Origin of the sequence: Formosa sp. Hel1_31_208 (assembly GCF_900104785.1) — a bacterium.
In the GTDB taxonomy this organism is placed as follows: Bacteria; Bacteroidota; Bacteroidia; order Flavobacteriales; family Flavobacteriaceae; genus Psychroserpens.
Window position 1 is genome coordinate 2,537,812 of the sequence record NZ_LT629733.1, and the last position, 24,639, is coordinate 2,562,450.

Annotated in this window: 21 protein-coding genes and 1 other RNA gene; 12 read left to right on the forward strand and 10 right to left on the reverse strand. The window is 34.4% G+C overall.

The window, feature by feature from the left end:
- Window positions 1-87 precede the first annotated feature (87 nt).
- Window positions 88-2,298: a catalase/peroxidase HPI gene (gene katG / locus BLT57_RS11505; RefSeq protein WP_091425828.1), complete on the reverse strand. Its 2,211-nt coding sequence runs from the start codon at window positions 2,296-2,298 to the stop codon at window positions 88-90.
- Between the two features lie 430 nt (window positions 2,299-2,728).
- On the opposite strand from katG, the gene BLT57_RS11510 reads away from it, so the two are divergent.
- Window positions 2,729-2,965 (forward strand): putative signal transducing protein, encoded by a 237-nt coding sequence (locus tag BLT57_RS11510; protein WP_091425830.1) that lies wholly within the window; start codon window positions 2,729-2,731, stop codon window positions 2,963-2,965.
- Between the two features lie 8 nt (window positions 2,966-2,973).
- Here the strand turns inward: BLT57_RS11510 and BLT57_RS11515 are convergent, their stop codons facing one another.
- Window positions 2,974-4,599, reverse strand: coding sequence for an ABC-F family ATP-binding cassette domain-containing protein (locus tag BLT57_RS11515; protein ID WP_091425831.1), 1,626 nt, complete (start codon window positions 4,597-4,599; stop codon window positions 2,974-2,976).
- A 190-nt stretch (window positions 4,600-4,789) separates the two neighbouring features.
- Between BLT57_RS11515 and BLT57_RS11520 the strand changes: the two genes are divergently transcribed.
- Window positions 4,790-6,208, forward strand: coding sequence for a thioredoxin-like domain-containing protein (locus tag BLT57_RS11520; RefSeq protein ID WP_091425834.1), 1,419 nt, complete (start codon window positions 4,790-4,792; stop codon window positions 6,206-6,208).
- 54 nt (window positions 6,209-6,262) lie between these two features.
- On the opposite strand, the gene fsa is transcribed toward BLT57_RS11520, so the two are convergent.
- The 3 genes from fsa to ffs form a co-directional block, all read right to left on the reverse strand.
- The gene (fsa, locus tag BLT57_RS11525) at window positions 6,263-6,916 is read right to left on the reverse strand and encodes a fructose-6-phosphate aldolase (RefSeq protein ID WP_091425836.1); all 654 of its coding nucleotides are present in this window, start codon (window positions 6,914-6,916) and stop codon (window positions 6,263-6,265) included.
- A gap of 211 nt (window positions 6,917-7,127) precedes the next feature.
- Window positions 7,128-7,931, reverse strand: coding sequence for an SDR family oxidoreductase (locus BLT57_RS11530; RefSeq protein ID WP_091425838.1), 804 nt, complete (start codon window positions 7,929-7,931; stop codon window positions 7,128-7,130).
- A gap of 61 nt (window positions 7,932-7,992) precedes the next feature.
- Window positions 7,993-8,091, reverse strand: an RNA gene (gene ffs / locus BLT57_RS11535) — signal recognition particle sRNA small type.
- Between the two features lie 87 nt (window positions 8,092-8,178).
- On the opposite strand from ffs, the gene BLT57_RS11540 reads away from it, so the two are divergent.
- From BLT57_RS11540 to BLT57_RS11555, 4 genes are all read left to right on the forward strand, one after another.
- The gene (locus BLT57_RS11540) at window positions 8,179-9,210 is read left to right on the forward strand and encodes a glutaminyl-peptide cyclotransferase (RefSeq protein ID WP_091425839.1); all 1,032 of its coding nucleotides are present in this window, start codon (window positions 8,179-8,181) and stop codon (window positions 9,208-9,210) included.
- Between the two features lie 4 nt (window positions 9,211-9,214).
- On the forward strand, window positions 9,215-9,604 hold the full coding sequence (locus BLT57_RS11545; RefSeq protein ID WP_091425841.1) for a thioesterase family protein: 390 nt from the start codon (window positions 9,215-9,217) through the stop codon (window positions 9,602-9,604).
- 93 nt (window positions 9,605-9,697) lie between these two features.
- Window positions 9,698-10,432: a hypothetical protein gene (locus BLT57_RS11550; RefSeq protein ID WP_091425842.1), complete on the forward strand. Its 735-nt coding sequence runs from the start codon at window positions 9,698-9,700 to the stop codon at window positions 10,430-10,432.
- Between the two features lie 115 nt (window positions 10,433-10,547).
- Complete coding sequence (locus BLT57_RS11555) at window positions 10,548-12,116, forward strand: hypothetical protein (protein ID WP_091425844.1); 1,569 nt, start codon at window positions 10,548-10,550, stop codon at window positions 12,114-12,116.
- A 91-nt stretch (window positions 12,117-12,207) separates the two neighbouring features.
- On the opposite strand, the gene glyA is transcribed toward BLT57_RS11555, so the two are convergent.
- Window positions 12,208-13,479 (reverse strand): serine hydroxymethyltransferase, encoded by a 1,272-nt coding sequence (glyA, locus tag BLT57_RS11560; protein WP_091425845.1) that lies wholly within the window; start codon window positions 13,477-13,479, stop codon window positions 12,208-12,210.
- A 190-nt stretch (window positions 13,480-13,669) separates the two neighbouring features.
- Here glyA and fahA point away from each other — a divergent pair, with 190 nt between their 5' ends.
- Complete coding sequence (gene fahA, locus BLT57_RS11565) at window positions 13,670-14,962, forward strand: fumarylacetoacetase (protein ID WP_091425847.1); 1,293 nt, start codon at window positions 13,670-13,672, stop codon at window positions 14,960-14,962.
- Window positions 14,963-15,079: 117 nt separating this feature from the next.
- Window positions 15,080-16,264 (forward strand): hypothetical protein, encoded by a 1,185-nt coding sequence (locus BLT57_RS11570; protein ID WP_231928691.1) that lies wholly within the window; start codon window positions 15,080-15,082, stop codon window positions 16,262-16,264.
- 48 nt (window positions 16,265-16,312) lie between these two features.
- Here BLT57_RS11570 and BLT57_RS11575 read toward each other — a convergent pair whose 3' ends face one another.
- The 3 genes from BLT57_RS11575 to BLT57_RS11585 form a co-directional block, all read right to left on the reverse strand.
- On the reverse strand, window positions 16,313-17,026 hold the full coding sequence (locus BLT57_RS11575; RefSeq protein WP_091425848.1) for a class I SAM-dependent methyltransferase: 714 nt from the start codon (window positions 17,024-17,026) through the stop codon (window positions 16,313-16,315).
- A 108-nt stretch (window positions 17,027-17,134) separates the two neighbouring features.
- A complete protein-coding gene (gene ytxJ / locus BLT57_RS11580) occupies window positions 17,135-17,521 on the reverse strand; it encodes a bacillithiol system redox-active protein YtxJ (RefSeq protein WP_091425850.1) in 387 nt (128 codons plus the stop codon).
- Window positions 17,522-17,559: 38 nt separating this feature from the next.
- Window positions 17,560-19,161 carry a family 16 glycosylhydrolase gene (locus BLT57_RS11585; RefSeq protein WP_091426782.1) on the reverse strand — a complete coding sequence of 534 codons (1,602 nt, stop codon included), beginning with the start codon at window positions 19,159-19,161 and terminating at the stop codon, window positions 17,560-17,562.
- A 227-nt stretch (window positions 19,162-19,388) separates the two neighbouring features.
- On the opposite strand from BLT57_RS11585, the gene clpB reads away from it, so the two are divergent.
- From clpB to BLT57_RS11605, 4 genes are all read left to right on the forward strand, one after another.
- On the forward strand, window positions 19,389-21,998 hold the full coding sequence (gene clpB, locus BLT57_RS11590; protein WP_091425851.1) for an ATP-dependent chaperone ClpB: 2,610 nt from the start codon (window positions 19,389-19,391) through the stop codon (window positions 21,996-21,998).
- A 101-nt stretch (window positions 21,999-22,099) separates the two neighbouring features.
- On the forward strand, window positions 22,100-22,297 hold the full coding sequence (locus BLT57_RS11595) for a hypothetical protein (protein ID WP_091425852.1): 198 nt from the start codon (window positions 22,100-22,102) through the stop codon (window positions 22,295-22,297).
- Between the two features lie 286 nt (window positions 22,298-22,583).
- Window positions 22,584-23,246 carry a deoxyribose-phosphate aldolase gene (deoC, locus tag BLT57_RS11600; RefSeq protein WP_091425854.1) on the forward strand — a complete coding sequence of 221 codons (663 nt, stop codon included), beginning with the start codon at window positions 22,584-22,586 and terminating at the stop codon, window positions 23,244-23,246.
- Window positions 23,247-23,314: 68 nt separating this feature from the next.
- Window positions 23,315-23,827: a phosphoglycerate mutase family protein gene (locus BLT57_RS11605; RefSeq protein WP_091425855.1), complete on the forward strand. Its 513-nt coding sequence runs from the start codon at window positions 23,315-23,317 to the stop codon at window positions 23,825-23,827.
- On the opposite strand, the gene BLT57_RS11610 is transcribed toward BLT57_RS11605, so the two are convergent.
- Window positions 23,820-24,572: a DUF6503 family protein gene (locus BLT57_RS11610; protein ID WP_091425857.1), complete on the reverse strand. Its 753-nt coding sequence runs from the start codon at window positions 24,570-24,572 to the stop codon at window positions 23,820-23,822. The genes BLT57_RS11605 and BLT57_RS11610 overlap by 8 nt on opposite strands.
- Between the last annotated feature and the right edge of the window lie 67 nt (window positions 24,573-24,639).

Below are 24,639 nucleotides of genomic sequence, written 5' to 3' on the forward strand. Positions count from 1 at the left end.
ATCCCATTTTTTTTAATAGAAAAAGGAGCAAGTTTTTATAGGACCTGCTCCTCTTTTATCTTAAATCATTCTAGACATGCAACTGCATTATACTAAATCAAATCGATCTAAATTCATGACTTTGTTCCAAGCGGCAATGAAGTCGTTAACAAATCGTTTTTCTCCATCATTAGCACCATAGACTTCACAAACTGCTCTTAATTCGGTATTAGAGCCAAAAATAAGGTCGGCACGCGTTCCTTTAAATTTCACCTCTCCAGTTCTGCGATCACGACCTTCAAAAAATCGGTCATCATCTGCAGTAGCACTCCAAGTGTTTGTGAAATCAAGAATATTTGTAAAGAAATCATTTGAAAGGCGTCCTACATTATTGGTAAACACACCATAATCAGAACCATCATAGTTTGCTCCTAATACTCTCAAACCACCAAGTAGCACTGTCATTTCAGGAATAGAAAGTGTCAATAAATTTGCACGATCTACTAATAAATCTTCTGCGGCGACTTCTAAATCTGAGTTCATATAATTTCGAAATCCGTCAGCCAATGGTTCTAAATAACCAAAAGACTCTAAATCGGTTTGATCTTGAGTCGCATCTCCTCTACCAGCTGTAAATGGTATAGAAACATTATGTCCGCCATTTTTGGCAGATTCTTCTACTCCAGTAACTCCTCCTAAAACAATCAAATCTGCCATAGAGATCTGTCCTGAGAATTCATTTTGAATACCTTCATACACCTTTAATACTTTATCTAATTCTTTCGGATTATTAACTTCCCAACTTCTCTGAGGCTCTAAACGAATTCGTGCACCATTAGCACCTCCACGTTTATCTGACCCTCTAAAAGTAGATGCAGAAGCCCACGCTGTAGTTACCAATTGGGAAACCGTAAGGCCAGAAGCGAGAATCATCTTTTTTAAAGCTGAAATGTCTGTATCACTTAAAGTATACTCTACCTTCGGAATTGGATCTTGCCACAATAATTCTTCTTTTGGCACGTCAGGACCTAAATAACGATCTCTTGGTCCCATATCGCGATGTGTTAATTTATACCACGCTCTAGCGAAAGCATCCTCAAAAGCCTTATGGTCTTTATGGAAACGCTTAGAAATCTCTAAATAAGTAGGATCCATTTTTAAGGCCATATCGGCCGTTGACATCATCAAGTCTTGTTTACCGTTGGGGTCTCCAGCCTTTGGTGCCATTCTTGCGTGTGATGCTGCTGTTGGCTTCCATTGGTGGGCACCAGCAGGACTTTTTGTTAATTCCCAATCGTAATTTAATAAGACATCAAAATAATCGTGATCCCATTGAATCGGATTAGGTGTCCAAGGACCTTCTAAACCACTAGTAATCGTGTCGTCCAGAACTCCAGTGCCAAATGTATTTTTCCAACCTGTACTCATTTCTTCTATAGAAGCTCCATGAGGTTCTTTACCTACATATTTTTCAGGATCAGCCGCACCGTGTGCCTTTCCAAAGGTGTGACCTCCGGCAACTAAGGCTACCGTTTCTTCATCATTCATAGCCATACGACCAAATGTTATTTTAATGTCATGTGCAGATTTCAACGGATCAGGCTCTCCATTTGGTCCTTCTGGATTTACATAAATTAACCCCATATGAACCGCACCTAAATGACCTTCAAGATCTCCATCACTCGTATCATAGCGCTCATCATTATTCAACCATCCTGTTTCTGAACCCCAATATATATCTTGTTCGGGCTCCCAAACATCTTCTCGACCGCCTGCAAAACCAAAGGTTTTAAAACCCATTGATTCTAAAGCGCAATTCCCAGCCAATATCATCAAATCTGCCCAAGAAATTTTATTCCCATATTTCTTTTTAACGGGCCACAATAACAACCTAGCTTTATCTAAATTCCCGTTATCAGGCCAACTATTCAATGGTGCAAAACGATGCGTTCCTGTACCAGCTCCTCCCCGGCCATCACCTACTCGATATGTCCCTGCACTATGCCAAGCCATTCGAATCATAAACGGACCGTAATGCCCATAGTCTGCTGGCCACCAAACTTGAGAATCTGTCATTAAATCAATGACATCTTGCTTTAAATCCTTATAATTAACACTTTTAAATGCTTCTGCATAATCAAAATCTTCTCCCAAAGGGTTAGATTTAGATGCATTTTGGCGCAAAATATTTAATTTTAATTCATTTGGCCACCAATCGCGATTGCTTGTGCCTCCTCCAGCAGTCTTTTTTTGTGTCCCACTTAAAAATGGACATTGACTTGCATCATTATTAATGTTATAATTCCCTTTATTATCCATATAAATCTGTTTTTATTTTTTATTCTCTCAAATTTAGAAAATTTAGATACTATAAAATAGTTTTAATACATTTTAATAAATTATATCAAAATTGACAAAACTTATATAATATACTTAACCCGACAAGATACTTATATGCTAAATGTGTTAAATTATTGCAGAATTCTAAAAAAGGAAATCACAAGATTGAGCGACAATGCCTTTAAAAATGAAAAAAGCCACGTCAATCAAACGTGGCTTTTTAACAACCTAACTAAATCAATCAAAATATTATCTAGCGATAATTTTACTTTATTGTTCAATAAATGTATGAAAACATTAAACAAAAAATATTATGTTTATAATAACTTTAACGTTTTCGTAATCCTTATCTTATTAAAATATGTGTCACTTTTTTTGTAACTTATAGTTCTATTTAATCTTAACGATCATGAGCGAAACAGAATATACTAAAATTTATAGCGGAAATTTCATTTTAACCACTAGAGTCATTGCCGAACTGGAGGCAGCTGGCATTATTCCTATAATTAAAGATGAAGGCGAGTCTCAACGATTAGCTGGCTATGGCTCTCTAAATCAGGGGTTTCAAGACATATACGTTCATAATGACGAACTTAAAAAAGCCACTGAAATATTGGAACGTGTTAAATCTGAAATGGAAACTTAATAACAGTTTTAAGCCGTAACTGCATACATTTTTTCTCGGAGTTCCTTGATTTTTTTGTCACTCATATACTCATCGAATGTCATATATCTATCAATAATTCCGCTAGGGGTTAATTCTATGACTCTATTTGCAACTGTTTGAGCAAACTCATGATCATGTGTCGTAAACAAAACTGTTCCTTTAAAGTTTTTCAGTGAATTATTGAACGCTGTGATACTTTCTAGATCTAAATGATTGGTAGGCTCATCTAACATTAAGACATTTGCTCTTACCATCATCATGCGACTTAGCATACATCGTACTTTTTCTCCTCCCGATAGTACATCCGAAGTTTTTAAAGCTTCTTCACCACTAAAAATCATTTTACCCAAGAAGCCGCGAATATAGACTTCCTCACGCTCTTCTTCTGTTGTTGCCCATTGACGAAGCCAATCAACTAGTGTTAACTTATTATTGAAGTACTCACTATTATCTAATGGCAAATAAGATTGCGTTGTAGTGACACCCCAGGAAAATTTTCCAGCATCTGCTTTTTCTTTGTTATTGATAATTTGATAAAATGCGGTCGTTGCTCTAGAGTCTTTAGAAAACAATACAACTTTATCGCCTTTATTTAGGTTAATATCAATGTTACTAAATAGCAGGTCGTCCTCTGTTGATGAAGCTAAGCCTTCTATATTTAAAATTTGATCTCCAGCTTCACGATCACGTTCAAAAATAATCGCTGGGTAACGACGACTAGAGCGTTTTATATCAGCTATATTTAATTTTTCAATCATTTTCTTTCTACTTGTCGCTTGTTTAGATTTTGCAACATTGGCAGAAAAACGTCTAATAAATTCTTCTAATTCCTTTTTCTTTTCTTCAGCTTTTTTATTTTGCTGTGCGTGCTGTCTCGCTGCTAATTGAGACGATTCATACCAGAATGTATAGTTACCAGAAAAGTGATTAATCTTTCCAAAATCGATATCTGAAATATGCGTACATACCGCATCTAAAAAGTGTCTGTCGTGAGAAACAACGATGACACAATTATCGTAATTAGCCAAGAAGTTCTCCAACCATGAAATCGTTTCATAATCTAAATCATTGGTTGGCTCATCCATGATTAATACATCTGGATTACCAAATAAGGCTTGTGCTAAAAGCACACGTACTTTTTGTTTACCATCAAGATCTTTCATCAGGGTGTAATGAAAATCTTCTTTAATTCCTAAATTAGAAAGCATGGCCGCCGCATCACTATCCGCATTCCAACCATTCATTTCTTCAAACTCCACCTGAAGTTCTCCTATCTTTTCAGCATTTTCATCTGTGTAATCTGCATAGAGTGCATCAATTTCAGATTTCAATTTATAAAGAGGCTTATTACCCATTATAATTGTTTCTAAAACGGTGTGCTGATCATATAAATTATGATTTTGTTCTAAAACAGACATACGTTTTCCAGGTTCTAAATGAACACGTCCAGAAGTGGGATCCTGTTTACCAGCAAGTATTTTTAAAAATGTAGACTTACCGGCTCCATTGGCTCCAATAATTCCGTAGCAATTCCCATTATTAAATGTGGTATTTACTTCATCAAAAAGTACTCGTTTTCCAAACTGAACGGAAAGGTTTGATACTGATAACATAATCTATGTTTTAATTTTGTGCAAAAGTAGAAAAATCAATTCATTGAAAGAAATGAATAGACTTTAATTTTGAACAAGCAAATTACGTATAGATACCGTAAAATCAACATTTAACAACGTATTAACAAGACTTAGTCTTATCAACCTTTATTTTTGTTAGAAATTGAAATACTTTCGATTGAATACACCAATGAAATTACAGATAATTACATTATTTTTATTATCACTCTTCACAGGATGTGATTCTAACACCGACAGTGGTGATATTGCTTATTTTGGCGGTGAAATTATTAATCCAAACAATAATTACATCACCTTGTATACCAATGAGAACAAGCGTGATACACTTTATTTAGATCAAAATAATAGATTCCTCTACAAGATTAAAAGATTAGAGACAGGTTTATATAAATTTACACATGGTGGAGAATATCAGACCGTTCTCATCGAACCCAATGACAGCATTCTGTTTCGATTAAATACTAATGATTTTGATGAGTCATTGGTCTACACTGGAGCAGGTGCAAAGAAAAACAATTACATTATTAAAGCATTTTTAAATGATGAAATTGAAAATAAAAAAATCATCAATCAACACGATTTAGAGCCTGAGGTTTTTGAAAAATTCATTTATGAATTGAAGCAACAGAAACTTGAGAATTTAGAACGTTTTAATGCCAAGCATAAAACGTCAGACTTGTTTAAAAAAATAGCTAAATCTAGTATTAACTATAACTACTATGCCTATAAAGAAATGTATCCCTTTGGTTATTATGGTAACAATCGATTAATACATTTTAAAGATTTACCCGAAGGGTTTTATGATTTTAGATCTGAAGTAAAATATGATGACACGAACTTGAGTGGTTTGTCTGTTTACGCAAATTTCTTATACTGGCATTTCAGTAATTTAGCCTTAAAACAATACTATGAAGACGGTACTCATAATAGATTTGATCGTCATGCCTTAGATTACAATTTAGAAAAACTAAGATTGATTGATAGCACCATTAATAACGAGGTTGTTAAAAATTTTGCTTTAAATCAGGTTACCAGAGATTTTATTTTTAATAGCACGGACACAGAAGAATGTGACCAGTTATTAGCTTCTTTTTTAGAAAGAAATACAGATGAGGCTGGAAAGAAATATATGACGAGTTTAGTGAAAGCCTCTATTAGTTTGCATCCAGGTAATATAATCCCAAATACAACCATTATTGATTTTAATAACAATAGTGTCGACTTAAATTCTGTAATTACGAAACCAACAGTGGTGTATTTTTGGTCTTCAAATTTTAAAGCACATTACAGAAACAGTCATTACATGATGCGTAATTTAAAATCCAAATATCCTGATATGGAATTTATTGCGATCAACATCAATGATTTCGATTTAAATTCATGGAAAAAAACACTCAGTGTTTTAAAATTTCCTACCGAAAACGAATACATTTTTAAATACCCGAAAAAAGCCATAGAAGAATTCGCCATCACGCGATCTCATAAAGTCATTATTGTAGATAAAGATGGATTCATTATGAAAGCTAATGCTAATTTATTTAGTGAGGATATCGATAAGCAAATCCAAAATATACTAGCTTTAAACTAAAAAACTCCTGAATAGAACATTCAAGAGTTTTTGATATCTTCATAAAGGCAACGTCTAGTTACCTTTTTTATAATCGGCTAAAAACTTTTCCAAACCGATATCCGTTAATGGATGTTTTAATAATCCAACAATAGAACTTAGAGGACCTGTCATAACATCGGCACCTAATTTGGCGCAGTCAATAACGTGCATAGTGTGTCGCACTGACGCTGCTAATATTTCGGTTTCAAAACCATAATTATCATAGATCATTCTAATCTCAGCAATTAGATTTAAACCATCTGTAGATATATCATCTAGACGGCCAATAAAAGGCGACACATAAGTGGCACCAGCCTTTGCTGCTAACAATGCCTGACCTGGAGAAAATACCAGAGTAACATTGGTCTTAATACCTTTATCAGAAAAGTATTTACAGGCCTTAATACCATCTTTAATCATAGGTAATTTAACCACGATTTGATCGTGTAAATCGGCCAAGGCTTCACCTTCTCTAATCATTCCTTCAAAGTCTGTTGAAATAACTTCGGCAGACACATCCCCATCTACAATATTGCAGATATTGACATAATGCTTCATAATATTATCGTGACCTGTTATACCTTCTTTGGCCATTAAGGAAGGATTGGTGGTTACGCCATCAAGAACACCAAGATCTTGTGCTTCTTTGATTTGGTCTAGATTGGCAGTATCAATAAAAAATTTCATGTGTTGTTATATTATAGTTCTGTGATTAATTACGAAGACGAATTTACGATTTTATCGCACTTTCCTTGGAACATATTATCAAATGATATTAACAATGTCACACTTAATCTCCTATAATAATGGGAAACGCTTTAGATGTTGTTTCTGGACATAAGAGATCATCATATGTGTCGTTTTCATCAGAAGTTAAAGGAGGATTGACATGCCATAACTACAATTTGTAGTGATTCAGCAACAACTTCTCGTATACTTTATCTGGAAGTATTCGTTTTAGTACAATAGAAAACTTTTGCATAAATGCACCAACCTTATAATGTATTCTAGGATTTGGAGTATTGATGATTTTAAAAATCATTTGAGATACCATCAATGGATCATTCCCTTTGTTAACATCATCATCAATCGCTTTTAATACCGCACCATATTTGACTTCATATGGAGACCCTTTAGCTACTGGCGCATGATAACGACCTGCCGCGATATTAGTCTCAAAATCTCCAGGAGCGATATTAGTCATCTGAATATTAAAATCTTTAATTTCCATTCGAAATGCTTCAGTAATCAGTTCTAGAGCTCCTTTACTAGCGCTATAAATACCGCGATAGGGCAATCCCATATAGCCGGCAATAGACGTCACATTAATAATGAGTCCCGAGTTTTGCTGACGCATTTGTGGCAAAACCGCTTTGATGACGTTTATTGGTCCGAATAAATTAGTTTCAAAATTACGTTTGATTTCTTCGTTTGGTATTTCTTCAATAGGTCCAGTGATTCCTGCTCCTGCGTTATTAATGAGAACATCGATTTGACCTGTTTCTGAAACCACTATTTTAACCGCGTCTTCTATCGACTCTACATCAGCAACATCTAACGCCACAAGTTTAATTTTAGATTTTGGGTAACGTTGTGGTGATCGACTTGTACCGTAAACGTTATAGCCTTTTTGAGATAAAAACTCACCTATAGATTTACCAATTCCTGAGGAACCTCCGGTAATAAGAACAACTTTAGACATAAATAATGTAACGCAATTGAATTCAAAAATACAATATAAAAAGGAAAGTATTGGGTACAAAAAAAGGCAAGCTACCTACATCACACCGCTACGACCACGTACCTTTGCTTCGTTCCCGACCTGGAGGATTAAGCAGGAGCTGGTTGTGTAGGACTTGCCGACTGCAAAGATACAATCTTTTAATACTTATACAATGATTTTTTTAACCGAATTTTATTAAATAACTTGCGTCAAAATATCATCAAAAATGAGCCCAATTAAAGCTTTCATAATCACTATTTTAAGTGTTGCTATTATTTCTTGTGGAAATACAGAAACACAGAAATCAAATTTATCCATTTCTACAACCGCAAAAAATAATGTGGCTTCGCTTGGACAAACCATTAAATTAAGTCTTAATAACCCAAAAGGGTTAGAGATTTCATCAATACAATATTCTTTAGATGGTTTACCAGTAGACGATTCTTTTTTATTGGACGATGAAAAATTAGGTGTTCAGACAATTTTAGCCAACGTGACCTATAAAGAACAAAAAGAAGAGATTACAGCTAGCTTAACTATATTGAGTAATCAATCACCAAAAGTTTATGGTTATAAGATTGTAAATACATATCCACATGATATCACGTCTTATACGCAAGGATTAGAGTTTCATAACGGGGAACTTTATGAAAGCACAGGTCAATATGGAGAATCAAAACTAAGAAAAGTAGATTATCAAACTGGTGAAGTATTACAAAACATAAACCTCGCTCAGCAGTATTTCGCTGAAGGTTTAACTATTCTAGATGAAAATATCTACCAGCTGACTTGGCAAGAAAGTATTGGCTTTGTATATGATGTCAATACCTTTGAAAAGAAAAGTAGTTTCTCATATGGAAAGAGTAAAGAAGGTTGGGGTATTTGTAATGATGGTAAGTCTATTTACAAGTCGGATGGTACTGAAAATATCTGGATTTTAGACTCTGAAACTCTTACCGAAGCATCTAAAATTCAAGTATACACAAATAAGGGGAAAATTATTGGACTTAATGAATTAGAATATATCGAAGGTAAAATCTACGCAAACAGATATCAAAAAAATGGTGTAGCAATTATCAATCCGTCAAATGGCGCCATTGAAGGTGTTATTGATTTTTCACCGCTTCGAAAGCTTGTGACGCAACACGAAGGTTTAGATGTACTTAATGGTATCGCTTATAACCCTGAGACCAAAACCATATTCGTTACTGGTAAACGTTGGGATAAATTATTTGAAGTAGAGGTTTTTGAGAAGTAGATTTATGCAAATTCACGAGCAAGAACTCACCGTTACTCAAGACGATTTAGACTCCAGAAATCATGTCAACAATGTACGTTATGTGCAGTGGGTTCAAGATATGGCCGAAGCACATTGGTTATTAAAATCCTCCGAAGCAATAAGACAACAGTATTACTGGGTCATGATTAGTCACCACATTGAATATAAGGCTGAAGCTTTCTTAGGTGACATCTTAGTTCTTAAAACCTATGTCACAGAATCTAAAGGTGTAAAATCAACACGTATGGTAGATATCTATAATAAGTCCTCTGGACAACTTTTAAGTACCTCCTCTACTATTTGGTGTTTTATGTCGCACGAGACAAATCGTCCAACGAGAATTCCAGAGGATATTCTTGTGCTCTTTCAATAGGTTAAGTTAAAATACTTGTTAAAGTTTCTTAAGGCAACCTAGTCTCTTCAGAAATTTAATTTAATTTGAAACAACTACCATCAACGCTCTCATTTGAAAACGATTAGATTACTTCTAGTTTTAATACTACCAATCATTTCTCAAGCTCAGACCATAAAAGGCTTTGTATATGATGCAGAGGCTACAATAAAAGGAGCGAGATTAGTAAATACCACACAAAACACACTCAACTACTCTAATGATAAGGGCTATTTCAAAGTACCAGCCAAACTCAATGACACCCTAGCTATTTTCTCTTACTTTCATTTTGAAAAAATTCTTGTTGTAAAGAATACAATGTTTAATGAAGATATTGTTATCGAACTTCAAAAGATCACAAATCAGTTAGATCAGGTTAATCTCAAAAACATTAACGAAAAGAAATTTGATTCTTTGGTATTCAAACGGACAACAGCAAAACAGGGTCAAGTTGCTTTTAGGGAAAGTATTATTAGTAGTGGTACAAATTATCAACCGACTCTTGATGTTATGGCTTTAGCCAAAGTCATAGGGAAATTATTTAAAAAGAAAAACAAGACTCTGGAAATCATCTATGCATCAGCAGATGATTTAGAAAATCTATTCAATTCTAGTTCCCTTTTCACACAAGACATGCTCGTTACAGAATTTAAAATTAAAAAAGACTATCAGTATTTATTCTTTGATTATTGTAGTGCTCAAAATATCAATATAGCGTTGATTACAAATCAAAAAGACGTAGAATTATTAGACCTAATTAACACCTACAGCAAGGCATTTCATAAGATCCTAGAAGATCACAAAAAATAACACAATTCCATTATTTTTCCAATTAGATACTAAAAGATGACTTCAAAAGTTATATTTTTAGTGCCTCAAGGCATATTTGATAATTTACCATGTGCAATAGAACGAAAAGATACCTATGAAGAGACTAGTATATTTCTTATTTACCATTTCTATATTAATGCTTTGGAGTTCATGTCGAAAAGATTTTGATTTTGCTCCAAGTACAGGAAATTTAGAATTTTCGAAAGACACCATATATTTAGACACCATTTTTTCAAATATTGGATCGAGCACTTATAATTTAAAAGTGTATAATCGAAGTGATGAAGACATCGCCATACCAACCGTTCGCTTAGGTGAAGGACAAGCCTCCAATTACAGATTAAATGTAGATGGCATGCCAGGAAAAGAATTTCAAAATGTAGAATTACTAGCCAATGATAGTCTTTTCATTTTTGTTGAAACTACAGCCGATATTGAAGCACTTTCTCAAAACAGTTTAGAATTTTTATACACGGATGCTATAGAATTCGACAGCGGAAATAATCTCCAAAAAGTTGAATTGGTTACCCTCATTAAAGATGCCGTTTTTATCTATCCTGATAGAGATAATACTACAGGCATTATTGAGACCTTAAGCTTTGATATTGATGGTGACGGAACACCTGATGACACAACACTGCAAGGCCGTTTCCTTGAAGATAACGAACTCACCTTTACAAATGAAATACCTTATGTTATTTATGGTTATGCCGCAGTAGACGAGGGTGATGTATTAACGATAGAAGCCGGTGCACGTGTTCATTTTCATTCCAATTCTGGTTTGATAGTCACCAATAATGCGTCTCTCAAAGTAAATGGTGCATTGAGTACAGATCAAGAATTATTAGAAAATGAAGTAATTTTTGAAGGTGATCGTTTAGAGCCCTTATTTGCTGATGTACCTGGACAATGGGGAACAATATGGTTATTTAATGGCAGTGCAGATAATGACATAAACTATGCGACGATTAAAAACGGAACAATAGGTGTTCTATGTGAAGGGAATCAAGATGCCATAGATACAAAACTCACAATTACAAACTCACAAATATATAACTCAAGTAACTTTGGAATATTAGCTCGAGCAACTTCAGTGACTGCTGAAAATGTTGTACTTAATAATTCGGGGCAGTCCTCTTTTGCAGGAACATTTGGTGGACGGTTTAATTTCACCCATTGTACGATTGCCAATTATTGGACTAATTTTGGACGACAATTCCCGGCTTTATTATTGAATAATTTCATAACCGACGACAATAATATAGACACGGGTAATGATTTGGTTGAAGCCAATTTTAATAACTGTATCATCTTCGGAAATGATAACCCAGAAGTCATTTTAGAGAACATACCAAATAGCAGTTTTGATTTTAATTTTAAGTTTACAAACTGCTTGATTCGTTTTCAAAACACTAATAATTTCTTTACAGGAGATAATTATAATTTCAGTAATCCTGACTTGTACGAGAATTGTATTTTCAATGCTGAACCTGATTTTAAAAATCCCTTTGAGAATTTAATGATGATCGGTGAAAATTCCGCCGGTAATGATCAAGGTAATTTTGTTTTTGCTTCCCAAGTGCCTTTTGACATCATAAACACTAGCAGAACAGCTAGTCCAGATTTAGGCGCTTATCAACATGTGATTTTTGACGAAGATTAAATTCAAACTCCTATAAATAAAAAAGACCTTTCAAACGAAAGGTCTTTTTTATTTATTATACACTGAATCGTATATAAACTAAGGTAGTTAATTAAGCAAATAATGGTTTTGCACTCATCATGTCGTTAACTTTATCTGCAATACCTACCAATTTAGTATCGTCTTGATAATTCATAATCGCTTCATCAATAAAGCCAACTATAGTTCCCATATCACCTTCATTTAAGCCTCGTGTAGTAATCGCAGGTGTTCCTACTCTAATTCCAGAAGTTACAAACGGACTTTTATCATCAAATGGTACCATATTCTTATTAACAGTGATATCTGCTTTACCTAAAGCTTCTTCTGCATCCTTACCTGTTACATCTTTATTTCGTAAATCAATGAGCATCATGTGATTATCTGTACCATTAGAAATGATATTATAGCCGCGATCTACAAAAGCTTTAGCCATAGCAGCAGCATTGTTTTTTACCTGCAACATATAATGCATAAACTCATCTGTAAGTGCTTCACCAAAAGCAATTGCTTTGGCGGCAATGATATGTTCTAAGGGGCCACCTTGATTTCCAGGAAATACTCCAGAATCTAATAAACCTGACATTTTTCTCAGGTTCCCATTTTTTAATTTTAAACCAAATGGATTTTCAAAATTCTCACCCATCATAATCAATCCACCTCTTGGTCCACGAAGTGTTTTATGAGTTGTAGTGGTCACTATATGACAATGCGGTAAGGGATCATTCAAAATTCCTTTTGCAATTAATCCAGAAGGGTGTGAGATATCAGCTAATAATAATGCACCTACATTATCAGCTACCTCTCTAAACTTTTCAAAATCCATATCTCGAGAATACGCTGAGGCACCTGCAATAATTAATTTAGGTTTCTCCTTATTTGCGACATCTGACAATTGATTGTAATCGATACGTCCTGTATCTTTATGTACACCATAAAATGTAGGACGATATAATTTACCAGAAAAGTTCACAGGAGAACCATGAGTCAAGTGACCTCCATGAGATAAATCAAACCCCAGTATTGTATCTCCTGGTTTTAAGCAAGCTGCAAATACCGCAGTATTTGCCTGACTTCCAGAATGGGGCTGCACGTTGGCATATGCGGCACCAAAAAGTGTTTTCGCTCTTTCAATCGCAATTAATTCTACTTCATCTACGATTTCACAACCACCATAATAACGTTTACCTGGATAACCTTCGGCATATTTATTTGTTAAAACCGACCCAGCTGCTTCCATCACCTGGTCACTAGCAAAATTTTCGGAAGCAATAAGCTCCAACCCATTCAATTGTCGTTGTTTTTCAGCATCAATAAGTTCAAAAATCTGTGAATCGCGTTGCATATATCAAGTTTAAATTAAATTTTATCAAAAGTAATAAATCATCTCGTTAAAAAGATTCAAAAAATTCAGTTTAACGAATCGTTTTATGAGCAGGTTATCAACAGGTAAATTTAATTTGAATTTTTATGGTTTTGTGCAATTAAATATGTAGGTTTGAATAGAAAAGTAAAACAATAAAATCTCCTGTACTATGCCAATATCTGCAAATAATCCTAATAGAACGTCTTGGTTATACGTTAATAAATATTCTGATTTTCCAATTCAAAATATCCCATTTGGCGTTTTTCTCACAAGAGAAGATATTATTACCATTGGAACACGAATTGGAGATACAGCTATTGACTTAGGAGCACTGCATCAATTAGGTTATTTTAAAGGTATTCCTTTAACCGATGATATTTTTCTTCAAGACTCCTTGAATGATTTCATTGCGGATGGAAGAAAAACATGGAGAGCAGTTAGGAATCGAATTGCAGAAATTTTTGACAGTAATGATACGACTTTGAAGCATAATACAAAGCATAAAGAAATTGTGTGCTTCAGATTAGATGAAATAGAAATGCAGATGCCTGTGCATGTTGGAGATTATACTGATTTTTACGCAAGTAAAGAACACGCGACCAACGTAGGCTCAATGTTTAGAGATCCTGAAAATGCCTTAATGCCAAATTGGGTGCATATGCCTGTTGGATATCACGGTCGCAGTTCTTCTATTATCACAACACATATACCAATTAATCGACCTCAAGGTCAAACGATGCCTGAAGGCGCAAAAAAACCAGTTTTTGGCCCGAGTAAATTGGTCGATTTTGAATTAGAAATGGCATTTATTACAACAGATGCTAATGATTTAGGAGAACCAATTCCAATTGATGAGGCTGAAGAATATATTTTTGGATTAGTATTATTTAATGACTGGTCTGCTCGTGATATTCAAAAATGGGAGTATGTACCATTAGGTCCTTTTTTAGGAAAAAACTTTGCATCTTCTATGTCACCATGGATTGTAACACTTGATGCCCTTGAGCCATTTAGAGTAGAAAGTCCAAAGCAAGACCCGAAACCACTGCCTTATTTACAAACAAAAGGTAAAAAGAGTTTTGATATACAGTTAGAAGTTGGAATTCAACCTAAAGATGGTAAAGAGACCACGGTTTGTAAATCGAACTTCAAATACATGTATTGGAATATGGCTCAGCAATTGGCGCATCATACCGTTAACGGTTGTCCAGTGAATTCAGGAGATATGATGGGTAGTGGAACGATTTCTGGTCCTACTGAAGATTCTTATGGTTCGATGCTAGAATTATCCTGGAAAGGAACTAAACCTATAAAACTGAAAGATGGTAGCGAGCGTAAGTTTATTAATGACTATGATACCGTAATCATGAGAGGACATTGTGAAAATGATGACGTTCGCATCGGATTCGGACAAGTTAAAACGCAATTGTTGCCGGTATTTAATCCGAAGAAAAAGAAATAACTGTTTTATATAAATTAATTAAAACTCGAGACTTAAAATATAGATTTTAAACCTCGAGTTTTTATTTGGCATCATATTTGGAATTCTACTTGTAAATAATCATTTAAATCCAGAATTATGAAGCAATTACTACTTACAACAGTACTTCTTCTGGTACTAACATCATGTAGCGGAAGAAAACAAATTGAAAAAGCCATTAGTCATGGTAATTATGACTTGGCAATCAATGACGCGTTACGAAAACTCGAAAACAAAAAAGACAAAAAACGTAAGCAAGACTATATTGTTATGCTTGAAGATGCGTACTATAAAGTTTTAGAGGAAGATTTACAAGATGTAGCGCATTTAAAAAAGGACGGGAATCCTGAGCAATACAAAACCATCTATGAGATCTATCTTGATCTCAATGCGAGACAAAACGCCATAAAACGTGTATTACCTTTACAGATTAATGGAAAGACCTTGAACTTAAATTTCAATGATTATACAACTGAAATCGTCGATTACAGGTATAAGACATCTGATTATTTAATTGGTCAAGGCATAGCGCTTTTAGATTCTGAAGATAAGTACAACGCCAGAAAAGCATATATGATTTTCAGTTATATCGAAAGCATTAATCCGAATTTTGAAGAGACCAGAAGTCTTATGACTGAAGCGCATCAAAAAGGTATAGATTATGTCTTAGTATCGATTGAAAACCAAACGACACAAATCATTCCGCAACAATTAGAAGCCGATTTATTGAACTTTGACACCTATGGGTTAAATCAGTTTTGGACGGTTTATCATGCCAACACCCTTAATGAGATGACTTACGATTATGCCATGCAATTGCAATTGAAACAGATCCATATATCTCCAGAGCAGGTTAATCGGAACCAATTATTAAAACAAAGAAATATTGTTGATGGCTGGGAATATCAAACAGATAGCAATGGCAATGTTATGGTTGATAGTTTAGGAAATAAAATCAAAGTAGATAAAATCGTTAATGTTAGAGCACGATACTTTTTAATTAACCAGTTAAAGTCAACACTCGTAAATGCAGATGTGGTTTATACCGATTTAAAAACAAATCAAACTATAGATGCTTTTCCTCTAGATAGTGAGTTTGTTTTTAAACACTTATATGCTACTGTAAGAGGCGATACAAGGGCATTGACCAGAAAAGAATTGGCCTTGACCAGAAATCGACCACAACACTTCCCTACTGATGCACAAATGGTGTATGACACTGGTGAAGATTTAAAGCTAAAATTGAAACACATCATCAACTCTTATCAGTTAACTAGAAGTTGATCTCATATAAATTCAATATAAAACTCCTAAATACTATGTTTGGGAGTTTTACTTTTTAATAAACACCATACAATGCTGCCAAGGTAAGTTGTCTATATTTTCCTCTAAAACGAAGCCTCCCGCTTCTAATTCCTTAACAGCTTGCTTTTCGGTCATTTTATGAAGTCTTTTAATAGGAACAGTTGGATCTTCTCCTCTATATTCTATTAAATAAAGTTTGCCATCATTTTTTAGTGCTTTTTTAATTGAAGCAATCATTTCGACAGGAAAATTAAATTCGTGGTATACATCTACCATGAGCACTTTGTCTATAGTGTTTTCTGGTAAGTTTGCACTGCTTTCACTCCCTTGAACGGTTTGTACATTTTTTATGTCTTCAGACGCTTTCCGATAGTCAATTGTGACTAGCATTTCCGGTTGAATATCAACAGCATAAATAAAACCATTCTTAGCAATTGGAGCCATTTTAAAGACATGATAACCCGAACCCGCGCCAATATCAGCAATAGTATCAGTAGCACTTATATTGAGGTTGCTTAGTAATTTCATGGTTTTTTCTTCTTCCTCACGTTCAGAACGTTCTAACCAGCCCATACCTTGGTAACCCATCACATAAGCGATTTCTCTTCCCATAAACCATTTCCCTATACCATTTGGATCACCTTGTTTGAAGGTGTAATTAGAATTAGAGTCTTGAGCCGAGGATTGCAACACGCAACAAAAAACCATTGTTGCAATTATCACATATTTGATGAGCTTCATAAAACGATATTTTTTAATGAAGTTTAAATTGATCTTCATAATTTAGGAAACGAAGTTATTAGAAATCGTAATATATAAAGACCAGTTTAACGCATTGCTAACAAAATACTACGATTCAAATCTATTAAGATCTATATCATTTATCGAGCCATGAGAAGCATGCGCTACAGTAATACCATTTTTTATAACAATCAGTTGTGGTGATTGATGAATCACCTGAAATTTATAACCCGTTTCATGAGAAACATCTCTATAGCTCAATAAATCTAAATAATATAAATCAATATTTGCATCAAGATTATAGGCACTCACAAACTGATTCATCGCCATACTACTGATTCCACATCGCGTAGAGTGTTTAAAAATAACTTGTGTTTTAGTCATAGAGCGCTTTTCAATCTCTTTAAGTTGATCAATATTTGTTAGCGCTTGCCACGGTAGTAGCTTTTCTTCTTTTGGTTCTGAAGTACCAAATATATTTTTTAAAAATCCCATGGACTAATAGTCGGATAATTTAATTAAACTTACTATTCTTATTTCTTAATGAACTTAAACGTGCTACTAGCGCCATCTGTGGTAACAATTCTCATCAAGTACATACCTGAATCCAATGCAGCTGTATTGTATGACATCTTATTATTAGTGACCAGCATAGTTTGTTCTGAAATAATACGTCCACTTAAATCAACTACTTGGAATTTTCCGCTGTCACTTGTATCCGAATTAAATTCTACATACAACCACGTTTCGACAGGATTAGGATAAAAACTTACAAGATTAGCATTCAAGTCTTTTATCGATAACTGACTTTGTTGATACACTCTTACATAGTCTATTTCCATCATGTCCTCATCAAAATTATTAACGATATCACCGCCTAAACTACCACCCATTGCCACATTAAGCAAAATAAAAAACTCTTCATTAAACGGATTAATAGTAGGCATTTGATTGATTAATATATTGTCCATATAAATTTTCATAGAATCCGGACTCCATTCTAACTCATATATGTGCCAATTTTGAGAGGTATCACTATTTACTGTTGGGATACTGCTGCTATTGTATTGATAGCCACTTCCATTATTCCAGTGCCAAGTAGCTAAAATTTCAGTTTTTGGTATATTCGGTTCCATTATATCAATCTCACCACACCAAGGCCAAAATGTCGTACCAAAACCTTCATTATCCCAATATGTCCCATCTTCTTCAATGTTTTTTCCTAACAGCCATATTGCAGGCCAAGTACCTGCAATAGAAGGTAATTTAGCACGTACCTCTACTCGACCATACTGAAAAGAGAATTTAGAGTTTAACCTCGCCGACGTATAATTTTTTGTCTGCCCTTGATCGCTGTAAACCTCGCCTTTTGCTACAATCTTTAAACTTCCATTATCCATAAATGAATTGTCAATACGATTAGTATAGTGTTGTTGCTCGCCATTAGCCCAGCTATCTCCCGCTATGAGTTGCGTTTGATGAAACCACTTTGTATCATCAATAACTCCAACACCATCAAATTCATCTGACCAAACTAAGTTGTCATAAACTGGGTTATCGCTTACAGTATTAAAATTCAACACATCATCAATATAGGCCAGAACATGATCTGTATTATCTTCACCATTCACTTGAATCACCACCCTATTAAAATCTGTTCGTTGCAATGGAATTACTGACGTAGGATCGAGATTAATAAACATATCATTTTCAAAATCAAAAGTTACTTCTTGCCAAGTATTTAGTGTTACAGGTTTGATAATTTCACTTTGTGTAGTCCATGCATCCGTTAAGGTGTTATTCTGAAGTTTAAGAGACACCTGATTTGTTTGATTTCCTGTTAAACCATTTGATGGTATAAAGATTTTTAAACTAAAAGAATTATTAGCAGACAAATCAAAATTAGTATTAACATCAAATTGAACGTTAGCATATTGCCCACCTGTATCATGATACTCTAATACCGTATCTGACAAATTAATACCTTGTTGAACAGGATTAACTAAATTTAGATTCATACCACAATTATCACCAAACCAAGATGAAATAGTACCACTACCTTCAAAATCATCTTGAACGACCTGAGCTTGCAACTGAAAAGTGATTACTATAAATAGTAAGTAAAAATATCTCATAGCTTGTTTTTTTTCAAAAATAGTCCTGCCCATTAAAAATTACTAAATATAAACCCATACATAGACCATACGTCTACACATAAAACTGTTAAATTATAAGTAAAACAGACAAAATGTCTTCAAAACCAAGAATTTGAATGACTTTTTGTCTTTAAAAGTGTTGCAAATTACATTGGTAAGGTTATTGACCTGAACGTTGTATAACAGCATAAAAAACGATTATACATATGAACTTTAATAATTATACTATAAAATCTCAAGAGGCTATTCAGCAAGCACAACAACTTGCACAAAGCTTGGGACATCAGCACATAGAAAATGAACACATCGTTAAAGCCATTTTTGAAGTTGATGAAAACGTATTGCCTTTTTTACTTAAAAAACTAAATGTAAATATCGACGTTCTAAAACTTACACTCGACAAACAACTAGAGAGTTTTGCAAAAGTATCTGGGGCCGAACTTATGATTTCGCGCGATGCGAGCCAAACACTGAACGAGGCCTCTATCATTGCCAAAAAAATGAATGACGATTATGTATCTATAGAGCATTTGATTCTTGCTATTTTTAAATCGAAAAGCAAAATAGCGCAAATGCTTAAAGACCAAGGTGTCACCGAAAAAGGCCTTAAAGCCGCTATTGAAGAATTACGTAAGGGCGATCGCGTTACATCTCAAAGTCAAGAAGAAACGTATAATTCTCTTAATAAATACGCTAAAAATCTCAATCAACTTGCAAAAGACGGTAAATTAGATCCAGTTATTGGTCGTGATGAAGAGATAAGACGAATTTTACAAATCTTATCGCGTCGTACGAAAAATAATCCTATTCTTGTTGGAGAGCCTGGCACAGGTAAAACCGCAATTGCTGAAGGTTTAGCACATCGAATTGTGGATGGTGATATCCCTGAAAACCTAATCGACAAACAAATCTATGCTCTCGATATGGGAGCTCTAATCGCTGGCGCTAAGTTTAAAGGTGAATTTGAAGAACGGCTTAAAGCAGTCATCAAAGAAGTCACCAATAGTGAAGGTGATATTGTACTATTTATTGATGAGATCCATACTTTGGTTGGTGCAGGTGGCGGACAAGGAGCAATGGATGCTGCAAATATTTTAAAACCTGCATTGGCTCGTGGTGAGTTACGTGCTATTGGTGCTACAACCCTAGATGAGTATCAAAAATATTTTGAAAAGGACAAAGCTTTAGAGCGTCGTTTTCAAAAAGTTATGGTTAACGAACCTGATACAGAAAGCGCTATCTCAATCCTACGAGGCATAAAAGAAAAATATGAAACACATCATAAAGTGCGCATTAAGGATGAAGCAATCATTGGGGCTGTAGAACTTTCTGAAAGATACATAACAAACCGATTTCTACCAGATAAAGCCATTGATTTAATGGATGAAGCCGCTTCAAAATTACGCATGGAAATTAATTCTAAACCAGAAGAATTAGATGTCTTAGATCGCAAGGTCATGCAGCTAGAAATTGAGATTGAGGCGATTAAACGCGAAAAAGATGAAGTCAAATTAAAAGCCTTACGCGCTGATTTGGCTAATCTCAAAGAAGAACGCAATGAAATCAATGCGAAGTGGAAAAGTGAAAAGGAAGTCGTTGATAATATACAAACTTTTAAATCTAATATTGAAGATTATAAATTAGAAGCCGAACGTGCTGAACGTGAAGGTGATTACGGAAAAGTAGCTGAGATTCGCTATGGCAAAATCAAAGACGCTCAAGAACAACTCGAGAAGTTGCAAAATGATCTTAAGAAAAATCAGAGTGAGAGCTCACTTATCAAAGAGGAAGTCACTTATGAAGATATTGCGGAAGTTGTAGCTAAATGGACAGGAATACCTGTGACTAAAATGCTGCAAAGTGACCGTGATAAACTCTTAAAATTAGAAGACGAATTGCACAAACGTGTCGTAGGTCAGGAGGAAGCAATAACTGCAGTGAGTGATGCTGTACGACGTTCAAGAGCAGGTCTACAAAATCCAAATAAACCAGTAGGTACTTTCTTATTCTTGGGAACAACAGGTGTTGGTAAAACAGAATTGGCGAAAGCCTTAGCCGAATACCTTTTTGATGACGAAAATGCTATGACCAGAATTGACATGAGCGAATATCAAGAGCGTCATGCCGTAAGTAGATTGGTCGGAGCACCTCCTGGGTATGTTGGCTATGATGAAGGCGGACAATTAACTGAAGCCGTTCGACGTAAACCATATTCTGTAGTGCTACTTGATGAGATTGAAAAAGCCCATCCAGATACTTTTAATATTTTATTACAAGTGTTAGATGAAGGCCGACTAACAGACAATAAAGGGCGCTTGGCAGATTTCAAAAACACCATTATCATCATGACCTCAAATATGGGGAGTCAAATTATTCAGGAACGATTTGGAGCTACAAAAGATATTAATTCGGCAATGGAAGCTGCAAAAGTAGATGTTTTAGCGTTATTAAAACAAAGTGTACGTCCAGAATTTTTAAACCGAATTGATGATACCATCATGTTCACACCTTTAACTAAAAACAATATCAAAGAAATTGTAGGACTACAATTAAAAGGTGTACAGAAAATGATTGATAAACAAGGGATTACATTTGATGCTACTCCCGAAGCAATAGCGTACTTAGCTGAAAAAGGTTATAATCCAGAATATGGTGCGCGACCAGTAAAACGAGTGATTCAAAAAGAAGTTTTGAATGCATTGAGTAAAGAGATTCTATCAGGAAAAGTAACTACAGATAGCATCATTTTATTAGATGCCTTTGACAATCAACTCGTATTTCGAAATGAAGCCAGTTTTGTATCTGAAGAAATTTAAAAAATGCTGTAACAAAACAAAGAAATAACAGTCTTTTAAGTGGTTGGTTAGTGAAAAGCAACGTAAGTTTCATGTAAATGATTCGAGCGTTGCTTTTTTTTATGACTAAAATAATCGCCTATATTGAAATTATTAAAGGCATACATAACTTGATCCAAGATGATAAAAATCTAACCACAACAAAACATAGAGGTGATATTCTAGATGACAGAGATAGAGCCTGGAGTAATAAAACTAAAGACTTTTATTATGAGCAATCTACCTCCATTAGTGATGGAACTATGCATCACACAAGATAAAACAGAGTGATTATACTGCTGTAAAAGTAGTTTATAAAGTTTCTATATGATATGATATTAAATTATTCTTACATATTGAAAGATAAGTCTCTCAAAAAGAGGCTATTTTGTTAAAAAGTAGCATAAATCTTAACAAAGTGACAATAAAACTTTAATAATTAAGATTATGATAATAGGATTTAATTGCTAACTTTGGCTTGCTATTAATTCCCAAATTTACATTAGTTAATAACAATCGTTGGTTCTTCTCAAATCAAGAACCTACGTAAAACATGCCTACTTTAATATGAATATTAACTCATATATAGATCACACACTCCTGAGTGCCACGGCTACCGAACGTGACATTATTGATCATTGCAATCAAGCTAAAACATATAAGTTTTATGCCGTTTGTGTCAATAGCTGCTATGTCCCACTAGCGAAACAATTACTTAAAGATTCAAAAGTTAAAATTTGCACGGTTGTAGGGTTTCCTCTGGGAGCATCTTCAACAGAGGCTAAAGTCTTTGAAGCCAAACAAGCTATAAATGACGGTGCTGATGAAATAGATATGGTAATGAATCTGGGTGTTTTTAAAAGCAAAAATTATGTCGAAGTCTTTAAAGATATCAAAGAGGTAAAAACTGCTATAGGTAAAATACCGTTAAAAGTAATTATAGAGATTAGTGAACTCTCTAAAAATGGAATTGTCAAAGCCTCTGAAATTTGTGTTGATGCCAAAGTAGATTTTGTGAAAACGTCTACAGGATTTTCAAAAAGTGGTGCGACTTTAACAGCAGTGAAAATTATTAAAAAAACCGTTAAAGACCATTGCAAAATAAAAGCTTCTGGTGGTATTGGTGATTTTGAAACTGCTAAAAAATATACTGAAATTGGTGTAGACAGAATAGGCACTTCAAAAGGTGTAGTCATCGTTAATGGTGAGTATTCTGATGCGAAGTACTAGAATTTCTAAACTGAACAATTAAAGTTGTTCGAGAATTGTATATTTGAAACTAACCAATAGCACAATTCATGAAATCTCTATTCACTTTTATCATTGTATTTACTTGCTGCGCCTCTTCTTTTTCTCAAGAACAAGTCAAAGAGCGTACAACCACAACTTACTATTTAATTCGTCATGCCGAAAAAGATAGAAGCGATAAAAGTAATAGAAATCCGGAGCTAACAGAAATTGGAAAAACAAGAGCAAAGCGCTGGAATGAGGTTTTTCAACATATTACATTTGATGCTATTTATTCTACTAAGTATAATCGTACCATACAAACTGCATTACCCACTGCCGAACAAAACAAACTAGAAATTGCGCACTACGATCCTCGAAATTTATATTCAGAAGAATTTGCGGAAGCTACCAACGGCAAAACAGTTTTAGTAGTTGGACATAGTAATACAACACCAGCATTTGTCAATGCCATTTTAGGTATAAAAAAATATCAAGATATTGATGACAATAATAATGGCAACTTGTACATTATTACAATTTCCGATGGCCACATCATAGATCAGGTATTGACGATTAATTAAATGTAAGGTTTTCTAGTTCTATTTTTGATAACAGTTTTAGTTTTCCAAGTTCAAATAATTGTGGTAATTCAGTTAAGTTAATGAAACTTTCTTCAGGTTTGTAATTGTTATAATCAACAAATCGAACACCTTCGATATAGCGCTCGTTATAAGCTTGTCTAAATCGAACACCTTTGCCATCACTCTCGTTATATGAATAGGCCAAATAGTTGATTTTATCCGTTTCTGTGTGCACCCAATACATAAACACGTCTTCAAAATCTTCTCCCCCTCCATCCTGTTCAAAGGTCACTTTAATAGTGTGATATTCCTCATCATTAATAACGGTTGTATTCCGTAGTTCTTTATTCACGGCCTTATTATTTAATCCAAAAGGTAAGACCGAAAAATAGTGTGCTGAATTTACTGATGCCGAATACTTCACAACCATAGAATCTGCAACTTGAATAGCGATACCATCAACAAAGCGCTGAAAACCACTATTGCTTAAAACGTCCTTAACATTGGAAATATGAGAGGAGCTTGAATCAACAAATTCACGCATGAGTTCAAAATTTCCATTATTTCGAATTGCCGTATAATGCATATTTCTAAAATCGAAATGTAGTATTGAAGCATCTAATAACTGGCCTCCAGAAACCTTAATAGACTCATTTATAATGTTTTCAGCTGAAGGTGTTTCAGGTTTAGAAATATTACAATTCCAAAGCAAAATGAATAAAAGGATACATAACGAATATTTCATGGCTAACTATTTTCAGCATTAAGTCGGAAAACTACCGCTTTAATAACAGGTAAAACTACGAAAAATA